The following is a 15,675-nucleotide window of genomic DNA, read 5'->3' as shown; positions in this document are numbered from 1 at the left end:
AAAGTGTGAAACACCAGGGACAGTTTACACAATGCTTACTGTTGTGCGTTAGAAGTAAAGCGTACATGAAAAGGAGGGAAACCAAATGTCAAAACAAAAAATAAGAATAAGATTAAAAGCGTTTGATCATACAATATTAGATCAATCAGCTGAGAAAATTGTTGAAACTGCTAAGTCTACAGGAGCAAAGGTTGTTGGACCAGTTCCACTACCAACTGAAAAAGACGTTATAACAATCTTAAGAGCTGTACATAAGTACAAAGACTCAAGAGAGCAGTTCGAAGTGAGAACTCATAAGAGATTAATAGACATCGTTAATCCATCACCAAAAACTGTTGATGCATTAATGAGATTAAACTTACCAGCAGGTGTTGATATCGAAATAAAACTTTAATAGTTTATTTAGATTGAATTAAGAGATTGAACTGTTATGATTGCAGAGGCAATCCGCTAATATGTTTAGGAGGTGTAACCACATGAAAAAAGCTATAATAGGTAAAAAAGTTGGAATGACTCAAATATTCGATGAGAATGGTAGAGTAATCCCTGTAACTGTAGTTGAAGCTGGTCCATGTGTTGTAGTTCAAAAGAAAACAGTTGAAACTGATGGATATGACGCAATACAAGTTGGATTCGGTGAATTAAGAGAAAAATTAGTTAACAAACCAAGAAAAGGACATTTCGCTAAAGCAGGTGTTTCTTTAAGAAGAACTTTAAAAGAGTTCAGAGTGGAAGATGTTGCTAATTACAATGTTGGAGACGAAATAAAGGTTGACACATTTGAAATTGGAGACAAAGTAGACGTATCAGGAGTTTCTAAAGGTAAGGGATTCCAAGGTACAATCAAAAGATGGAATGCTAGTAGAGGACCAATGTCTCACGGTTCTAAATTCCACAGAGCACCAGGTTCAATGGGAGCTGCTTCAGACCCATCAAGAACTTTCAAGAACAAAAGAATGCCTGGACATATGGGAGCTAAGAACACAACTGTTCTTAACTTAGAAGTTGTTAAGATAATGCCTGAAAAGAACATCATCTTAATCAAGGGTGGAATCCCAGGTCCAAATAAAGGCACAGTAGTTATAAGAAACAGCGTTAAGGCTTAATTTCTGTAGAAAGGAGGAAGCGTAATGCCTAAAGTAGGTTTATTTAATAAAGAAGGACAACAAGTTGGAGATATCCAATTAAATGAGCAAGTATTCGGAGTAGAAGTAAACAAATATGCTTTACACCAAGTAGTAGTAGCTCAATTAGCTAACAAGAGACAAGGTACTCAATCAGCTAAAACAAGATCTGAGGTAAGAGGAGGCGGAATCAAGCCTTGGAGACAAAAAGGAACAGGTAGAGCAAGACAAGGTTCTATCAGAGCGCCTCAATGGATCAAAGGTGGAGTTGTATTTGCACCAAAACCAAGAGATTACAGAATGTCAATACCAAAGAGCATGAGAAAAGTAGCTATGACTTCTGCTTTAACTAGCAAAGTTGCAGATATGGTTGTTTTAGAAGACTTAACTTTCGAAGCTCCAAAAACTAAGGAAGCAGTTAAAATGTTAAATGCTTTCGAAGCTAAGAAGACATTAATAATAACAGCTGAAGTTAATGAAAATGTATATAAATCAGCAAGAAACATAGAAGGTGTAACAGTTATGCCTGTTAACAACATCAATGTTTATGATTTATTAAACTGCAAAACATTAATGATAACTAAAGAAGCTGTAAACAAAATTGAGGAGGTGTACGCATAATGAAGTTAACAAGCCATGATATAATCAGAAAACCAGTTATAACTGAAAAGAGTATGGCAGCTATGGCTGAAAATAAATACACCTTCATAGTTCATATGGCAGCTAACAAAGTACAAATAAAGAGAGCTGTAGAAGAAGTTTTCAACGTAAAAGTTGCTGACGTTAAGACTATGAGATTCGAAGGAAAAACTAAGAGAGTTGGAGTTCACATCGGAAAAAGAGCTGACTTCAAAAAAGCTGTTATAACTTTAGCAGAAGGTAGCAGCATTGAATTCTTCGAAGGAATGCAATAATAAAAAGCAGGTATTGGTTGAAGGCCAGATAAGCTATAAGAAGGAGGGACAATAATGGCACTTAAAAAGTTTAACCCAACTACACCATCAAGAAGACAAATGACTATGCCAACATTTGAAGAAGTTACTACAAATGCACCAGAGAAGTCACTTCTTGTTTCTTTAAAGAAAACTGGTGGTAGAAACGCACAAGGTAAAATAACTGTTAGACACCATGGTGGTGGAGCTAAGAGAAAATATAGAATAATAGATTTCAAAAGAAATAAGGATGGAATCCCAGCAAAAGTTGCTACAGTAGAGTACGATCCAAACAGATCAGCTTACATAGCACTTGTTGTTTATGCTGATGGAGAGAAGAGATACATACTTGCTCCTGTAGGTTTAAAAGTAGGAGATACAGTAGTATCAGGACCAGAGGCTGATATCAAGCCAGGTAACGCTCTTCAATTAAAACACATGCCAGTAGGTACTTTTGTTCATAACATAGAGTTACAAGCTGGAAAAGGTGGCCAAATGGTAAGATCAGCAGGTACTTCAGCTCAGTTAATGGCTAAAGAAGGAAACTATGCTACATTAAGATTACCATCAGGTGAAATGAGATACGTAAGAATCGAATGTAAAGCTACTGTTGGAACAGTATCAAACACAACTCATGAGATCGTAAATATCGGTAAAGCTGGTAGAAAGAGACACATGGGATGGAGACCAACAGTTAGAGGTTCTGTAATGAACCCTTGCGATCACCCTCACGGTGGTGGAGAAGGTAGATCTCCTATCGGTAGACCAAGTCCAGTTACTCCATGGGGTAAACCAGCACTTGGATACAAAACTAGAAAGAATAAAAAATACTCAGATAGATTCATCATTAAGAGAAGAAACGCTAAATAGTTTGGAGAGAATTAAATATTCTCTTCACAGTTTGGCGGCATAATTAAGTTTATGAAGGGAGGAAATTCTAGTGAGTAGATCAATTAAGAAAGGACCTTTCGTGCATGCAGGTCTTTTAAAGAAAATAGAAGAAATGAACCAAAATGGAGATAAGAAAGTTATCAAAACTTGGTCAAGAAGCTCAACTATATTCCCACAAATGATAGGCCATACAATAGCTGTTCATGATGGAAGAAAACATATCCCAGTTTATGTTACAGAAGATATGGTTGGACATAAATTAGGAGAATTCGTTTTAACAAGAACTTTCAAAGGTCATATTAAAAACGAAAAAACATCAAAGAGAAAATAATAGTATCCGGGAAAGGAGGATCTTTAGATGGAAGCTAAAGCTATAGCTAAATATGTAAGAATGTCTCCAACTAAAGTAGGAGTTGTTCTTGATTTAATAAGAGGAAAGAACGTAAACGAAGCTTTCGCAATTTTAAAATATACTCCAAGAGATGCTGCTGAGGTTATAAGCAAAGTTTTAAAATCAGCGGTAGCTAATGCGGAGAACAATCACGAATTAGATGCTAACAGATTATTCGTTGCAGAAGCACATGTAGGTCACGGACCAACATTAAAAAGATTCAGACCAATGGATCATGGTAAAGCATTCAGAATAAACAAGAGAACAAGTAACATAACACTTGTTGTTAAAGAAAGAGCTTAATAAGGTAAGGAGGGAAAAGCATGGGACAAAAAGTACATCCTCACGGACTAAGAGTTGGTGTAATTAAAGATTGGGATGCAAAATGGTATGCTGATAAGAAAAATTTTGCTGATAACTTAATCGAAGACCAACAAATAAGAAAATTCATAAAGAAAGAACTTTTCTCAGCTGGAATCGCTAAGATTGAAATCGAAAGATCAGTTAAAAGAGTTAAGTTAAACATACACACAGCTAAGCCAGGTGTAATCATCGGAAAAGGTGGTTCAGGAATCGAAAGATTAAAAGCTAGCTTAAAAAATATAATAGCTGAGAAAAATGTTTTAATAAACATTGTTGAGGTTAAGAACGCTGAAACTAACGCTCAATTAATGGCTGAAAACATTGCTGCTCAATTAGAAAAGAGAATATCATTCAGAAGAGCTATGAAGCAAACTATCCAAAGAGCAATGAAAGCTGGCACATTAGGTGTTAAAACTGCTTGTTCAGGAAGATTAGGTGGAGCTGAAATAGCAAGAACTGAGCAATATAATGAAGGAACAATCCCACTACAAACAATAAGAGCTGACATCGACTATGGATTTGCTGAAGCTGATACAACTTACGGTAAAATTGGTGTTAAAGTGTGGGTTTACAATGGAGAAGTTCTTCCAACTAAAAAAGTTAAAAAAAAGGAAGAAGCTAACGCATAATAGGATGCACTAAGAAAGGAGGAATATAACATGTTAATGCCTAAAAGAGTTAAACATCGTAAGGTACAACGTGGTAGAATGAAAGGTAAGGCAACTAGAGGAAACTTTCTAGCTTACGGAGATTTCGGAATCCAAGCTACAACTTGTGGATGGATCACTAGTAACCAAATAGAAGCTGCGAGAATAGCTATCAATAGATATATAAGAAGAGGCGGAAAGCTTTGGATAAAAATATTCCCAGACAAACCTGTAACTGAGAAACCAGCTGAAACAAGAATGGGTTCAGGTAAAGGTTCAGTTGAATACTGGGTAGCAGTAGTTAAACCAGGTAGAGTTTTATTCGAGTTATCTGGAGTTGATGAAGAGAAAGCAAGAGAAGCTATGAGACTTGCTTCACACAAACTTCCTGTAAAGACTAAGTTCGTTACAAGAAGAGATTTTGAGGAAATGGGTGGTGAAGAATAATGAAAGCTAGAGAGTTAAAAGAACTAAGAACAAGCAATCCTCAAGATTTAATAAAGAAATTAGGAGACCTTAAAGCTGAGTTATTCAATTTAAGATTCCAATTAGCTACAGGTCAATTAGAAAACCCAATGAGAATCAGAGAAGTAAAAAAATCAATAGCTCAAATCAAAACAATCATAAGAGAAGAAGAGTTAAAGATTGAGCAGTAATCCTGAAAGGAGGTAACCGCTGTGGAAAGAAATTTAAGAAAAAAGAGATTAGGTAGAGTTGTTTCTGATAAAATGGATAAGACTATCGTTGTTGCGGTTGAAACAAAGGTTAGACATCCACTATACGGAAAAACTGTTAACAGAACAACTAAGTTCAAAGCTCATGATGAAAATAATGAGGCTAGATTCGGAGATAGAGTTCTTATAATGGAAACTAGACCATTATCAAAAGATAAGAGATGGAGACTTGTTGAGATAGTAGAGAAAGCAAAATAGTTTTCTAAAGTCTGAAAGGAGGTTAATTTCATGATACAACAACAAACCTTACTAAAGGTTGCTGACAACTCAGGTGCAAAAGAAATAATGTGCATAAGAGTTTTAGGCGGATCTAAAAGAAAATTCGGAAATATCGGAGATGTAATAGTTGCTAGCGTTAAAAGTGCAACACCAGGCGGAGTTGTTAAAAAAGGCGAAGTAGTTAAAGCAGTTATTGTAAGATCAGTAAGAGGACTAAGAAGAGCTGACGGTTCATACATCAAATTTGATGAAAATGCAGCTGTAATAATAAAAGATGATAAGCAACCAAGAGGACCTCGTATCTTTGGACCAGTTGCGAGAGAGCTAAGAGATACTGAGTTCAATAAAATCTTATCATTAGCACCAGAAGTTCTCTAATAAACGATTAGGAGGTGGCTAAGATGAAGGTACATGTTAGAAAGAACGACACAGTAGTAGTTATATCAGGTAAAGATAAAGGAAAAACTGGTGAAGTTTTAAGAGTAATTCCTAAGACTGGTAAAGTAGTAGTTAAAGGAGTTAACTTAGTTAAAAAGCATCAAAAACCTAATAGACAAAACATGCAAGGTGGAATAATAGAAATGGAAGCTGCAATAAACAGCTCAAAAGTTATGTTATTCTGTGAAAAATGCAAAAAGGCTACAAGAATAAGCCATAAGTTATTAGAAGACGGTGCAAAAGTAAGAGTATGTAAGAAGTGTGGAGAAACATTCTAAAATTTGAAAGGAGGTACTTTACGTGAATAGACTTCAAGAAAGATATGAAAAAGAAGTAGTTCCAGCTATGATGGAAAAGTTCGGATACAAAAACATAATGCAAGTTCCTAAAATAGAAAAAGTTGTTATAAACATGGGAGTAGGAGAAGCTAAAGATAATCCTAAGGTTCTAGAATCAGCTGTTAGTGATTTACAAATAATCGCTGGACAAAAGCCTGTATTAACAAGAGCTAAAAAGTCAGTTGCTAACTTTAAAATAAGAGAGAACATGGCTTTAGGATGTAAAGTTACTTTAAGAAAGACTAATATGTACGAATTCGTAGATAAATTAGTTTCAATAGCTTTACCTAGAGTAAGAGACTTCAGAGGAGTTTCAGCTAAAGCATTTGATGGAAGAGGAAACTACTCATTAGGAATTAAGGAACAATTAATATTCCCAGAAATCGAGTATGATAAAGTAGATAAAGTAAGAGGAATGGATATAATCTTCGTTACTAGTGCTAACACAGACGAAGAAGCAAGAGAATTATTAAGATTCCTTGGAATGCCATTCGCTCAATAATAAGGAGGGGATACGCATGGCTCGTAAGGCAATGATCGAAAAATGGAAAAAAGAACCTAAATACAAAACTAGAGCGTATACTAGATGTAGATTATGTGGAAGACCACATTCTGTATTAAAGAAATTCGGAATTTGCCGTATCTGCTTCAGAGAATTAGCTTACAAAGGTGAAATTCCTGGATGTAGAAAGGCAAGCTGGTAATATAACTAGTAGAATGAAAGGAGGCACAATATAATGGTTATGACAGATCCTATCGCAGACTTACTAACTCGTGTGAGAAACGCGAACTCAGTAAGACACGAAGTTGTTGAAGTACCTTCTTCAAGTGTTAAGAAGGCTATCGTAAATATATTATTACAAGAAGGTTATCTTAAAGGAGTAGAGGAGTACAACGATGGTGTAGTTCCTATGATGAGATTAACTTTAAAGTACGGAGCAAACAATGAAAGAGTTATAACTGGTTTAAAGAGAATATCAAAACCAGGTTTAAGAGTTTACTGCAAGAAAGATGAAGTTCCTAGAGTATTAAACGGATTAGGTATCGCTTTAATATCAACTTCAAAAGGATTAGTAGTTGACAGAGAAGCTAGAAAATTAGGATTAGGCGGAGAAGTTATCTGCTACGTTTGGTAATTTTTTAGAGTGAGAAAATAACATAGATTTAAATAGATTGAAGCAAAGAGATGATTTAAAAAAATATAAGGACCAAATTCACAGGAGGTGCGCATTATGTCAAGAGTAGGTAAAATGCCTATAGCTATCCCTGCTGGAGTAACTGTTACTGTAACACCAGAGAACGTTGTTACAGTAAAAGGCCCTAAGGGTGAGTTAGTTAAAGCTATGCACAAAGACATTAATATAGCTGTAGAAGATGCTCAAGTAGTTGTTACTAGACCAAGTGACGTTAAAGAACACAGAGCACTTCACGGATTAACTAGAGCTTTACTTAACAACATGGTTGTTGGAGTAAGCCAAGGTTTTTCAAAAACTTTAGAGTTAAACGGAGTTGGATACAGAGCTCAATTACAAGGAAAGAAACTTGTTATGAACTTAGGATATTCACATCCAGTAGAAGTTGAAGCAGTTGATGGAGTAGACTTCAAATTAGACGGAACAACTAAAGTTATCGTTGAAGGTATCGATAAAGAAAAAGTTGGAGCAGTTGCTGCTAACATCAGATCATGGAGAAAACCTGAACCATACAAAGGTAAAGGAATCAAGTACTCTGATGAAGTTATAAGAAGAAAAGAAGGTAAAACTGGTAAATAATAAATACTAATATAGAAAGGAGTGAACCTTATGTTCAAAAAGGCAGACAGAAAAGAAGCAAGAGAAAGACGTCACCTAAGAGTTCGTAAGAAGGTATTCGGAACTCCAGAAAGACCAAGATTATCTGTATATAGAAGTGAAAAGAACATATATGCTCAAATAATAGACGACGTTAATGCTGTTACTTTAGTAGCTGCTTCAAGCTTAGATAAAGCTATCGAAGTTAAAGGAAGCAACAAAGAAGCTGCTAAATTAGTTGGAGAATTAGTTGCTAAAAGAGCTATAGAAAAAGGAATAAATGATGTAGTATTCGACAGAGGTGGATACGTATATCACGGAAGAGTTGAGGCTTTAGCTAGCGGAGCAAGAGAAGCCGGATTAAAATTCTAATCTACAAGGAGGGGAAATACATGAGAATCGATCCTAGCACACTAGACCTTAAAGAAAAGGTTGTTAGTATAAGCAGAGTTACTAAGGTTGTTAAGGGTGGTAGAAACTTCAGATTCAGTGCGTTAGTTGTTGTTGGAGACGAGAACGGACACGTTGGTGTTGGAACTGGTAAATCTATCGAAATCCCTGAAGCAATAAGAAAAGGAATAGAAGATGCTAAGAAAAACTTAGTAGAAGTTTCAATCGTTGGAACTACTGTTCCTCATGAAATACACGGAAAATTCGGTACAGGAGATGTACTTATAATGCCAGCTACTGAAGGTACAGGAGTTATAGCTGGAGGTCCTGCAAGATCAGTTCTTGAATTAGCAGGATTAAAGGATGTTAGAGCTAAATCATTAGGTTCAAACAACCCAAGAAACATGGTAAAAGCAACTATCAACGGATTAGCTAACTTAAGAACAGCTGAAGATATAGCTAAATTAAGAGGAAAATCTGTTGAAGAGATAATAGGTTAGGAGGGATAGCGATGCTAAAGGTAACATTAGTTAAAAGCTTAATTGGTAGAAAGAAAGACCATATCGCTACTGCACATGCCCTTGGACTTAGAAAAATAGGTAAAACAGTAGAGCATGAGGGAACTCCTCAAATAAAAGGTATGATAAACAAAATAAGTTATCTACTAAAAGTTGAAGAAGCATAATTAAATAGAGCGTTAGAGGAGGTGTAATAACATATGAAACTTCATGAATTAAGACCAGCAGCTGGTAGTAAATCAGCTCCAAAAAGAGTTGGTAGAGGTACTGGTTCAGGCTTAGGAAGAAATGCCGGAAAAGGTGAAAAAGGTCAAAATGCTAGATCAGGTGGTGGAGTTAGACCTGGATTCGAAGGTGGTCAAATGCCATTATACAGAAGACTTCCTAAAAGAGGATTCACTAACCCATTTACAAAACATTTTGTAACAATCAATGTTGATAGATTAAACATATTCGATAATGGAACAGAAGTTACTCCAGAATTACTATTAGAAAGAAGAGTAGTAAGTAAACTAATGGACGGAGTTAAGATCTTAGGAAATGGAAACATAGAAAAGAGCTTAACTATCGCAGGTTGCAAGTTATCAAAGCAAGCAGCTGAAAAAATAGTTGCAGCTGGAGGAAAAGTTGAGGTGAAATAATCGTGCTATCAACCCTACGTAATGCCTGGAAGGTTCAAGATTTAAGAAAAAAAATAATTTGGACTGTATTCTTAATAGCAATTTTCAGGATGGGAAGTTATATTCCTGTTCCTGGAATTGATACAGATAGTCTAAAAGCTTTAACACAATCAGGAAGCTTAGTAAGCTTCTATGATTTAATTTCTGGTGGTTCTTTTAGTAGATTTAGTATATTCGCTTTAGGTGTTGTACCATACATCAATGCTTCAATCATTATGCAACTTTTAACAGTTGCAATTCCTAAATTAGAACAATTGTCTAAAGAGGGAGATGATGGAAGAAAGAAAATCCAAAAGATAACTAGATATGCTTCAATTGTTATTGGAGCAATCACTGCTTATGGAAGTTATGTGATAATTCACAATGTTGGCGCACTTAAGAGCAATTCTCCAGTTAGTATGTTTTTAATATTACTAACACTAGTAGTTGGATCAACTTTCTTAATGTGGTTAGGAGATCAAATTACAGTTAAAGGAGTAGGAAATGGTACTTCTTTGATAATATTTGCAAATATATTATCAAGCTTACCAATGACTGGTTATCAAATATATAACTTAAGTAAGATAGGTAAAATAAATGTTGTTGAAGTAGCATTATTTATTTTCTTTACATTAGCTTTATTAGCAGGTGTAATTTACTTATCATTAGCTGAAAGAAGAATTACTGTACAATATGCAGGTAAAGCCGTAGGTAATAAAATGATGAAGGGACAATCAACTCATATTCCATTAAGTATTATTGGAACAACTGTTATAGCAATAATCTTTGCTATGTCTGTTATGAGTTTCCCAACAACTATAGCTCAATTCTTCCCAGAAGCTGGATGGTCACAATGGATTACAGGATCTTCTTACAGTCCTTTCAATGCAAAGACTTGGATGTATCCAGTATTATATGCATTACTGACTATATTCTTTACTTGGTTCTATACTCAAATAACATTTAAGCCAGATGAAATGGCTGAGAATATGCATAAATCATCAGGTTTCATTCCTGGAATAAGACCTGGAAAACCAACAGAGATTTATTTCGAGAAAGTATTAAATAGAATTTCAATGTTTGGTGGATGTTTTGCTGCTATTATAGCAGTAGTTCCTATTTTAGTTGCAAACTATACTCCTTTCCAAGGAATACAGTTTGGAGGAACATCACTGTTAATTCTAGTTTCTGTTTCATTAGAAATAATGAGACAATTAGAATCTCAATTAACAATGAGACATTACCAAGGATTCTTAAAATAGAAATACAAGTTATGGAGATGATGCCCGTGAAGATAGTTTTATTAGGTCCTCCTGGAGCAGGAAAAGGAACACAGGCAAAATCAATTAGTAATAGATATTCAATTCCTCATATATCTACAGGAGATATCTTTAGAAAAAATATTTCAGAGAATACTCCTTTAGGTATTGAGGCTAAATCATACATGGATAATGGACAGTTAGTTCCAGATGAAGTAACTATCAACATGGTAAAAGATAGACTTCAACAAGATGATTGTAAGAACGGATATTTATTAGATGGTTTCCCAAGAACAGTTCATCAAGCAGAAGCTTTAGATAACTTCTTAACTGAAAGAGAAGAGTCAATAGACACAGCTCTTTTAATAGAAGTACCTAAAGAATTCATACTTGAAAGAATGACAGGAAGAAGAGTTTGTCCTTCATGTGGAGCAAGTTATCACATAAAGTTTAATCCACCAACTAATGATGGAAAATGTGATCTTTGCGGATCAGATGTTATTCAAAGAAAAGATGACACTGAAGAAACAGTTAAGGAAAGACTTGATGTGTATGAAAATCAAACACAACCATTAATTGATTTTTATAAAAACAAAAAGCAACTTTCAGTAGTAGATGGAACACAAGCAATAAACGAGGTCTTTGAGAGTATCTGTAAAATATTAGGGAGCGACAAGTAATGATAATTCTTAAGAATGAGAATGAAATCGACCTAATGAGGAAAGCAGGAAAGATTCTTGGAGAGACACTTAACCTGCTTAAGGAGAAAGTAAGACCTGGTATTACTACTACGGAATTAGATAGAATAGCTGAAGAGTTTATAACTAAGCATGGAGCTACACCATCCTTCAAAGGATTGTATGGTTTCCCAGCTTCATTATGTATATCTGTTAATAATCAAGTAATTCATGGTTTCCCAGGAAGTTATGAATTAAAGGATGGAGACATTGTTTCTATTGATTGTGGAGTTTGTCTAAATGGATTTCACAGTGATGCTGCTAGAACTTTTGGTGTAGGTAATATATCAGAAGAGGCAGAAAAGCTTATTAGAATTACTGAAGAATCCTTTTTTAAAGGTATAGAAAAGGCATATGTAGACAATAGATTAACGGATATTTCTAATGAAATACAGCAATATGTTGAAGCCAATGGATTTTCTGTTGTTAGAGACTTTGTAGGACATGGAATTGGCCGAAAAGTCCATGAAGATCCTGAAGTTCCTAATTTCGGTAGATCAGGCAGAGGTCCAAAGTTAATGGCAGGAATGGTATTAGCTATTGAACCGATGGTAAACATGGGATCATATAGAGTTAAGACTTTAGATGATGGCTGGACAGTAGTAACAGCAGATGGGAAACTTTCTGCACACTATGAAAACACAGTTGCAATTTTACCTAATGGTCCTGAAATATTAACACTTATAAAATAGTTTTAATATATATTGCTTAGTTATAAATTAACATTTGCCTATAAGGAATTTGTAGTTTATGACTAAGGTAATCTTTGAGGTGAATAAGTTGCAAAAAACTGATTTAATCGGTAGATTAGTTACTTCAAATGCTGGAAGAGATGCAGGAAAATCATATATTGTGATTGGATTGGTAGATGATGATCTACTATTGACAAATGGAGCAACTAAGACTATTGAAATGCCAAAAAAGAAAAAAATAAAACATGTAGTGCTTACAGAGATATTGGATGATGAGTTAAAATCATGTATAATATCAAAAGATAAGAATATAAATCTTAAAATAAAAAGATTTTTAAAGCTTAGTAGCACTAACAAGGAGGTTTGATTACCTTATGTCAAAAAGTGATATAATTGAAATGCAAGGTACAGTTTTAGAAGCTTTACCAAATGCAATGTTTGAAGTTGAATTAGAGAGTGGGCATAAAATATTAGCTCATATCTCAGGAAAGTTAAGAATGAACTTCATAAGAATTTTACCAGGAGATAAGGTTACTGTGGAACTTTCACCATATGATCTTACAAGAGGTAGAATTACATGGAGAGCAAAATAAGGAGGGTTAGCGATGAAAGTAAGACCATCAGTTAAGCCTATTTGCGAAAAGTGCAAAGTTATAAAAAGAAAAGGAAGAGTAATGGTAATCTGTGAAAATCCTAAGCACAAACAAAAACAAGGCTAATAGGTAAATAAAACATAATAAAAAGGTCAATTGGGAGCGAATTCTTATTGACTTTTATTTAAAAGTAAAATATGATTATATAGGCATTTAAATAATAGCAAATAAATTTTAGGTGCGGCTGTGATGGGTAAAACCATCAACCTAAAATTTTAAATATAAATAAACAATAGAGCAATTGAGTTACTTATTTAATGTAAATCAATTTCGTATTTTAATTACCAGGAGGTGTAACATTAATGGCAAGAATAGCAGGTATCGACCTACCAAGAGAAAAAAGAGTTGAAATAGGTCTAACTTATATATATGGTATAGGATTACCTACATCACAAAAAATTCTTGAAGTAACTGGAGTTAATCCTGATACAAGAGTTAAGGATCTTACTGAGGAAGAAGTAAACTCAATAAGAAACTACATTAAAGATTTAATAGTTGAAGGTGACTTAAGAAGAGAAGTTGCTTTAAACATAAAGAGATTAGTTGAGATTGGTTCATATAGAGGAATCAGACATAGAAAAGGTCTTCCACTTAGAGGACAAAAAACTAAGACTAATGCTAGAACTAGAAAAGGTCCTAAGAAGACAATAGCTAATAAGAAGAAATAGTTAAGGAGGGAAGACAATGGCAGCTCAAAAAGTTAAAAAAACTAGAAGAAGAAAAGAAAGAAAAAATGTTGAGCATGGTGCAGCACACATCCAATCAACATTCAATAACTCAATAGTTACTTTAACTGATGCAAAAGGAAATGCATTAGCATGGGCAAGTGCTGGTGGCCTTGGATTCAAAGGTTCAAGAAAGAGCACACCATTTGCAGCTCAAATGGCAGCTGAAACAGCAGCTAAAGCAGCTATGGAACACGGATTAAAAAGCGTTGAGGTTTACGTAAAAGGACCAGGTGCTGGAAGAGAAGCAGCTATAAGAAGCTTACAAGCAGCTGGATTAGAAGTTACTTTAATAAAAGATGTAACTCCAATCCCACACAATGGATGTAGACCACCAAAAAGAAGAAGAGTTTAGTAACGTCACGGGAGGTGTAATGAATGGCAAGATATACTGGAGCTACATGTAAGTTATGTAGAAGAGAAGGTATGAAATTATTCCTAAAAGGGGATAGATGTTATACAGATAAATGTGCTTTCGTTAGAAGAAGTTATGCACCAGGACAACACGGAGCAAGCAGAAAGAAATTATCTAACTACGGAACACAATTAAGAGAGAAGCAAAAAGCTAAGAGAATATACGGAGTTCTTGAAGGTCAGTTCAGAAACACATATGAAAGAGCTGAAAAAATGAGAGGAATCGCCGGTGAAAACTTACTTAAATTATTAGAAATGAGATTAGATAACGTTGTTTACAGATTAGGATATGGTGCTTCAAGAACAGAAGCTAGACAATTAGTAAACCACGGTCATTTCTTAGTAAATGGTAAAAAAGTTGATATCGCATCATTCAAAGTATCAGTTAATGATGTAATCACTGTTTGTGAAAAGAGCAGAGGATCAGAAAGATTCAAAATGTTTGCTGAAAATCCAAAAGCTTTACCAAAATGGTTAGAAGCTAACGTTGAAAACTTCGAAGGTAAAGTTGTTGCTGAGCCTGCAAGAGAAGATATCGACGTACCAGTTAACGAGACTCTAATCGTCGAGTTATACAGCAAATAATAATTATTGATCTTAAGAGTACTTTTACAATTGGATCAGTTGCCCTCATAAGGTTGCCATTTTAATATTAAGGAGGGTTTTTAAATGTTAGAAATAGAAAAGCCAGTAATTCAATGTGTTGAATCAAACGATAACGGAACATATGGTAAGTTTGAGATAGAACCATTAGAAAGAGGTTATGGAATAACTCTTGGTAATGCATTAAGAAGAATATTACTTTCTTCTTTACCTGGAGTGGCTCCAACTTCAGTTAAAATAGATTCAGTTCTTCATGAGTTTTCAACAATAACAGGTGTTAAAGAAGATGTTACAGAGATAATCTTAAATCTTAAAATGTTAGCACTTACTATGGAAGGTGAAGGACCAAAAACTATTTATATTGATGCTCAAGGACCAGGTGTTGTTACTGGAGCAGATATAAAAACAGATGGTGATGTAGAAGTTGTAAATAAAGATTTACATATTGCTACATTAGACAACGATGGTAAGTTATATATGGAAATCGTAGTTAACAGAGGAAGAGGATATGTTACTCAAAACAAAAATAAAACAGAAGATCTTCCATTATCAGCTATTGCTATAGATTCTATATACACTCCTGTAAAGAGAGTTAATTTCTCTGTTCAAAATACAAGAGTTGGTCAAATTACTGACTATGATAAACTTACATTAGAAATTTGGACTAATGGAACTATAAGAATAGAAGAAGCGATTTCATTATCAGCTAAAATTCTTATAGAGCACTTCAAATTATTCATGACTTTAACTGACAACGCTAATGATGTTGAGATAATGATTGAAAAAGAGGAAGATAAAAAAGAAAAAGCTTTAGAGATGACTATAGAAGAGCTTGACTTATCAGTAAGATCATACAATTGCTTAAAGAGAGCAGGTATAAACACTGTTCAAGAGCTTGCGGGCAAGAGCATGGATGATATGATGAAAGTTAGAAACTTAGGTAAGAAATCTCTAGAAGAAGTAGAAAGAAAGTTAAACGAGTTAGGCTTAAATTTAAGACTAAATGACGAGTAGGTGAGGAGGTAAAGCCATGGCAGGATATCGTAAGTTAGGTCGTCCTACTGATCAAAGAAAAGCTATGCTTAGAAATCTTGTTACAAGCTTCTTAAAGCATGGTAAAATAGAAACTACTGAAACAAGAGCTAAGGAAACTAGAAG

At 34.6% G+C, this 15,675-nt stretch carries 32 protein-coding genes; all 32 read left to right on the top strand.

Translation table 11 applies throughout. From position 1 onward, the window contains the following. Positions 1–85 precede the first annotated feature (85 nt). Positions 86–394 (top strand): 30S ribosomal protein S10, encoded by a 309-nt coding sequence (gene rpsJ / locus Q1K13_RS00710; protein ID WP_003479233.1) that lies wholly within the window; start codon positions 86–88, stop codon positions 392–394. An 82-nt stretch (positions 395–476) separates the two neighbouring features. After that, complete coding sequence (rplC, locus tag Q1K13_RS00705; protein ID WP_300346716.1) at positions 477–1,106, top strand: 50S ribosomal protein L3; 630 nt, start codon at positions 477–479, stop codon at positions 1,104–1,106. Between the two features lie 24 nt (positions 1,107–1,130). Continuing rightward, positions 1,131–1,745, top strand: a complete 615-nt coding sequence (gene rplD, locus Q1K13_RS00700) for a 50S ribosomal protein L4 (protein ID WP_003454270.1) — start codon at positions 1,131–1,133, stop codon at positions 1,743–1,745. Then, the gene (gene rplW / locus Q1K13_RS00695) at positions 1,745–2,038 is read left to right on the top strand and encodes a 50S ribosomal protein L23 (protein ID WP_003454311.1); all 294 of its coding nucleotides are present in this window, start codon (positions 1,745–1,747) and stop codon (positions 2,036–2,038) included. Before rplD ends, rplW begins: the two co-directional genes overlap by 1 nt. 54 nt (positions 2,039–2,092) lie before the next feature. Continuing rightward, the gene (gene rplB / locus Q1K13_RS00690; RefSeq protein ID WP_003460473.1) at positions 2,093–2,926 is read left to right on the top strand and encodes a 50S ribosomal protein L2; all 834 of its coding nucleotides are present in this window, start codon (positions 2,093–2,095) and stop codon (positions 2,924–2,926) included. Positions 2,927–2,996: 70 nt separating this feature from the next. Beyond that, positions 2,997–3,278 carry a 30S ribosomal protein S19 gene (gene rpsS / locus Q1K13_RS00685; protein WP_003454422.1) on the top strand — a complete coding sequence of 94 codons (282 nt, stop codon included), beginning with the start codon at positions 2,997–2,999 and terminating at the stop codon, positions 3,276–3,278. A gap of 27 nt (positions 3,279–3,305) precedes the next feature. Then, on the top strand, positions 3,306–3,641 hold the full coding sequence (gene rplV / locus Q1K13_RS00680) for a 50S ribosomal protein L22 (protein WP_003454177.1): 336 nt from the start codon (positions 3,306–3,308) through the stop codon (positions 3,639–3,641). Positions 3,642–3,661: 20 nt separating this feature from the next. Continuing rightward, a complete protein-coding gene (gene rpsC, locus Q1K13_RS00675; RefSeq protein WP_300346704.1) occupies positions 3,662–4,330 on the top strand; it encodes a 30S ribosomal protein S3 in 669 nt (222 codons plus the stop codon). A 30-nt stretch (positions 4,331–4,360) separates the two neighbouring features. Next, positions 4,361–4,795, top strand: a complete 435-nt coding sequence (gene rplP, locus Q1K13_RS00670) for a 50S ribosomal protein L16 (RefSeq protein ID WP_003454381.1) — start codon at positions 4,361–4,363, stop codon at positions 4,793–4,795. Beyond that, a complete protein-coding gene (gene rpmC, locus Q1K13_RS00665; protein WP_003454396.1) occupies positions 4,795–5,004 on the top strand; it encodes a 50S ribosomal protein L29 in 210 nt (69 codons plus the stop codon). The genes rplP and rpmC overlap by 1 nt, the downstream gene beginning before the upstream one ends. 21 nt (positions 5,005–5,025) lie before the next feature. Continuing rightward, the gene (gene rpsQ, locus Q1K13_RS00660) at positions 5,026–5,280 is read left to right on the top strand and encodes a 30S ribosomal protein S17 (protein ID WP_003454312.1); all 255 of its coding nucleotides are present in this window, start codon (positions 5,026–5,028) and stop codon (positions 5,278–5,280) included. 30 nt (positions 5,281–5,310) lie between these two features. Then, positions 5,311–5,679 (top strand): 50S ribosomal protein L14, encoded by a 369-nt coding sequence (gene rplN, locus Q1K13_RS00655; RefSeq protein WP_300346697.1) that lies wholly within the window; start codon positions 5,311–5,313, stop codon positions 5,677–5,679. A 23-nt stretch (positions 5,680–5,702) separates the two neighbouring features. Next, on the top strand, positions 5,703–6,017 hold the full coding sequence (gene rplX, locus Q1K13_RS00650) for a 50S ribosomal protein L24 (protein ID WP_003454257.1): 315 nt from the start codon (positions 5,703–5,705) through the stop codon (positions 6,015–6,017). Between the two features lie 22 nt (positions 6,018–6,039). Beyond that, a complete protein-coding gene (gene rplE / locus Q1K13_RS00645) occupies positions 6,040–6,579 on the top strand; it encodes a 50S ribosomal protein L5 (RefSeq protein ID WP_003454431.1) in 540 nt (179 codons plus the stop codon). Positions 6,580–6,595: 16 nt separating this feature from the next. Beyond that, complete coding sequence (locus Q1K13_RS00640; protein ID WP_003470274.1) at positions 6,596–6,781, top strand: type Z 30S ribosomal protein S14; 186 nt, start codon at positions 6,596–6,598, stop codon at positions 6,779–6,781. A 33-nt stretch (positions 6,782–6,814) separates the two neighbouring features. Further along, positions 6,815–7,213 (top strand): 30S ribosomal protein S8, encoded by a 399-nt coding sequence (rpsH, locus tag Q1K13_RS00635; RefSeq protein WP_003454446.1) that lies wholly within the window; start codon positions 6,815–6,817, stop codon positions 7,211–7,213. A 96-nt stretch (positions 7,214–7,309) separates the two neighbouring features. Continuing rightward, a complete protein-coding gene (rplF, locus tag Q1K13_RS00630) occupies positions 7,310–7,849 on the top strand; it encodes a 50S ribosomal protein L6 (RefSeq protein WP_003454268.1) in 540 nt (179 codons plus the stop codon). A gap of 30 nt (positions 7,850–7,879) precedes the next feature. Next, entirely contained in the window at positions 7,880–8,239 is a 360-nt protein-coding gene (rplR, locus tag Q1K13_RS00625; RefSeq protein WP_003454424.1) for a 50S ribosomal protein L18, read from the top strand. Positions 8,240–8,259: 20 nt separating this feature from the next. Continuing rightward, entirely contained in the window at positions 8,260–8,757 is a 498-nt protein-coding gene (rpsE, locus tag Q1K13_RS00620) for a 30S ribosomal protein S5 (RefSeq protein ID WP_003454272.1), read from the top strand. A 5-nt stretch (positions 8,758–8,762) separates the two neighbouring features. Further along, on the top strand, positions 8,763–8,942 hold the full coding sequence (rpmD, locus tag Q1K13_RS00615; protein WP_034824315.1) for a 50S ribosomal protein L30: 180 nt from the start codon (positions 8,763–8,765) through the stop codon (positions 8,940–8,942). 33 nt (positions 8,943–8,975) lie between these two features. Beyond that, positions 8,976–9,416: a 50S ribosomal protein L15 gene (gene rplO, locus Q1K13_RS00610; protein ID WP_003454379.1), complete on the top strand. Its 441-nt coding sequence runs from the start codon at positions 8,976–8,978 to the stop codon at positions 9,414–9,416. A 2-nt stretch (positions 9,417–9,418) separates the two neighbouring features. Next, positions 9,419–10,696 carry a preprotein translocase subunit SecY gene (gene secY, locus Q1K13_RS00605; protein WP_300346685.1) on the top strand — a complete coding sequence of 426 codons (1,278 nt, stop codon included), beginning with the start codon at positions 9,419–9,421 and terminating at the stop codon, positions 10,694–10,696. Between the two features lie 26 nt (positions 10,697–10,722). Next, positions 10,723–11,373: an adenylate kinase gene (locus tag Q1K13_RS00600; RefSeq protein WP_003454337.1), complete on the top strand. Its 651-nt coding sequence runs from the start codon at positions 10,723–10,725 to the stop codon at positions 11,371–11,373. Further along, positions 11,373–12,122, top strand: coding sequence for a type I methionyl aminopeptidase (gene map / locus Q1K13_RS00595; RefSeq protein ID WP_138289688.1), 750 nt, complete (start codon positions 11,373–11,375; stop codon positions 12,120–12,122). The genes Q1K13_RS00600 and map overlap by 1 nt, the downstream gene beginning before the upstream one ends. An 88-nt stretch (positions 12,123–12,210) precedes the next feature. Beyond that, positions 12,211–12,489 carry a KOW domain-containing RNA-binding protein gene (locus Q1K13_RS00590; protein ID WP_300346727.1) on the top strand — a complete coding sequence of 93 codons (279 nt, stop codon included), beginning with the start codon at positions 12,211–12,213 and terminating at the stop codon, positions 12,487–12,489. A 7-nt stretch (positions 12,490–12,496) separates the two neighbouring features. After that, positions 12,497–12,715, top strand: a complete 219-nt coding sequence (infA, locus tag Q1K13_RS00585) for a translation initiation factor IF-1 (protein WP_003454491.1) — start codon at positions 12,497–12,499, stop codon at positions 12,713–12,715. Between the two features lie 12 nt (positions 12,716–12,727). Next, positions 12,728–12,841, top strand: a complete 114-nt coding sequence (rpmJ, locus tag Q1K13_RS00580) for a 50S ribosomal protein L36 (protein WP_003373491.1) — start codon at positions 12,728–12,730, stop codon at positions 12,839–12,841. Between the two features lie 236 nt (positions 12,842–13,077). Further along, on the top strand, positions 13,078–13,443 hold the full coding sequence (rpsM, locus tag Q1K13_RS00575; protein ID WP_300346638.1) for a 30S ribosomal protein S13: 366 nt from the start codon (positions 13,078–13,080) through the stop codon (positions 13,441–13,443). Positions 13,444–13,459: 16 nt separating this feature from the next. Further along, the gene (gene rpsK, locus Q1K13_RS00570) at positions 13,460–13,855 is read left to right on the top strand and encodes a 30S ribosomal protein S11 (RefSeq protein WP_003454436.1); all 396 of its coding nucleotides are present in this window, start codon (positions 13,460–13,462) and stop codon (positions 13,853–13,855) included. Positions 13,856–13,878: 23 nt separating this feature from the next. Continuing rightward, entirely contained in the window at positions 13,879–14,499 is a 621-nt protein-coding gene (gene rpsD / locus Q1K13_RS00565; RefSeq protein WP_003470276.1) for a 30S ribosomal protein S4, read from the top strand. An 84-nt stretch (positions 14,500–14,583) separates the two neighbouring features. Then, entirely contained in the window at positions 14,584–15,531 is a 948-nt protein-coding gene (locus tag Q1K13_RS00560; protein WP_003454404.1) for a DNA-directed RNA polymerase subunit alpha, read from the top strand. Positions 15,532–15,547: 16 nt separating this feature from the next. Then, positions 15,548–15,675 (top strand): L17 family ribosomal protein (locus tag Q1K13_RS00555; protein ID WP_300346724.1); only part of this gene is annotated, 128 nt, incomplete at its 3' end.

The organism is Clostridium sp., from assembly GCF_029267215.1.
Lineage (GTDB): Bacteria > Bacillota > Clostridia > Clostridiales > Clostridiaceae > Sarcina.
Note: the sequence above shows the minus strand (reverse complement) of the source record. Positions and strands in the feature narration are given on the sequence as shown.